Source organism: Nocardia cerradoensis NBRC 101014, from assembly GCF_000308535.1.
GTDB lineage: Bacteria > Actinomycetota > Actinomycetes > Mycobacteriales > Mycobacteriaceae > Nocardia > Nocardia cerradoensis.
In genome coordinates, this window is sequence record NZ_BAFW01000282.1 from 1 (window position 1) to 491 (window position 491).

Consider the following 491-nt stretch of genomic DNA (forward strand, 5'->3'; position numbering starts at 1 on the left):
GGCGGGTTACTCGAATTACCCACCGGCGCAGCGTGTGCCGGTGCCGACGACGAACTCACCGGCCCGCCCACCGACGCACCCGGCTGCGTGAACGGCCGGGAGAAATTCGGGGGATTATTCGAATTCCCCACCGGCGCTGCGTTGATCGAGGGCGCCGGGCGAGAGCCGGGGGCCGCGTTCGCGGAGTTGCCGGCCGGATGTGGTGTCGATCCGTCACCACCGCCCACCGGCGGCGCGGGGGCCGGGCGCGTCGGCGTCATATAGTTCGGATCCGAGGGTGAGCGGAACCCACCGCCTCCTTGTCCACCATTCACCGGCGGCTGCGGCGCAGGACGTGACGGCGTCATGTAATTCGGATCCGACGGATCACGGAAACCACCACCGCCCTGCCCACCGTTCGCCGGCGGGGCGGGAGCCGGACGCGACGGAGTCATGTAATTGGGATCCGACGGGTCCCGGAAACCACCGCCCTGCCCACCATTCACCGGCGG

General features: G+C 69.9%; 1 protein-coding gene. It reads left to right on the top strand.

The genetic code is table 11. The features are described 5' to 3' along the window. A partial coding sequence (locus tag ON23_RS38960) for a hypothetical protein (RefSeq protein WP_039781878.1) occupies positions 1-264 on the top strand: 264 nt, incomplete at its 5' end. Positions 265-491: the final 227 nt, after the last annotated feature.